The sequence below is a fragment of the uncultured Tateyamaria sp. genome, assembly GCF_947504105.1.
In the GTDB taxonomy this organism is placed as follows: Bacteria; Pseudomonadota; Alphaproteobacteria; order Rhodobacterales; family Rhodobacteraceae; genus Tateyamaria.
In genome coordinates this window covers 1-984 of record NZ_CANNGP010000142.1, presented here as the reverse complement: position 1 = coordinate 984, position 984 = coordinate 1, and the positions used below count along the sequence as shown (strand labels likewise).

Below are 984 nucleotides of genomic sequence, written 5' to 3'. Positions count from 1 at the left end.
ATTCTCATCTGGTAAGTTTATTGCCAAAATCGCATGCTGGTCATCTTCATCAGAATACCGAACATTTATTAGGAATACACCCTTGTTTTTATTTATGTGCTCCATGGTTGTTTCTTGATCAACGTAACCTTTAGTGATGGATTGAACCGTCATCGATTGGTTTCGAATTGATTTCTGCAGGCCTAGTTGGTTCAGTTTATCAACATTACCCGAAATATCATTGAAGGTATCATCATCAAACTTCCTACCTGTTCTTATCATTTCGAGCAGCCCAGAAACTTGTACTACGGCGGCCTGAAGATTACTCACTCGGGAATTTTTAATTCCGGCTCCATCCGTTAATATTTTTTTTGCAACTGCAATACAACTTCCCAAGCAAATGCCTTGACCTTCGACTCTCTCTGACGGGTTTTGCCCACGTTCCGGACTAACCAAACTGGTTCCAGTAGTATTCGAAAAAGCATAAACTAATCTGGGAACAATGCCAGATGATCTCGAGCCAGATTTGACATTGTGCATCATGCCCCCATTTGATGAAACACGCGCACCAAGAAGATTGTTATTTTTTAAAACTTTTAGCGCTTCAGCATACACCTCCCGAAGCTGCTTTCCTCCGACAGAAGGCTTTGACGATGATGCCTGTTCATTTGTCGCCAGTCTGGCTTTGAACTTTTTGTCTGGTGTTGAATCCGGCGTAGCTTGCTGGGCTTGAGAAGGGGTAGTGGAATTGATGTTTGGCGTTTGCATGTCTTTAACCTAAGTTCCTCGCTTAAAGATATAGCATGCGGAGACGATGAAGGCTTATATTTTTGTTATACTGGCCTGAGGTTGTACTCACGCAACCTCCCTTCTTGCTGGTTCACCCGACCACAAAGTCACACGCCTCGACGAGCTGCTCCCTTGGAGTTCCGTCAGGCCGTCATTCACACACGCCAGAAGCTCGCGACGTCTGAGCGACGGACGTGCCGGGTGATAGGCCTGGCG

At 45.4% G+C, this 984-nt stretch carries 1 protein-coding gene; it reads right to left on the bottom strand.

Annotated features, from left to right (window positions below; translation table 11 throughout):
* The coding region (locus Q1A75_RS23955; RefSeq protein ID WP_299641530.1) for a hypothetical protein at positions 1-747 on the bottom strand (747 nt) is incomplete at its 3' end.
* Positions 748-984 lie beyond the last annotated feature (237 nt).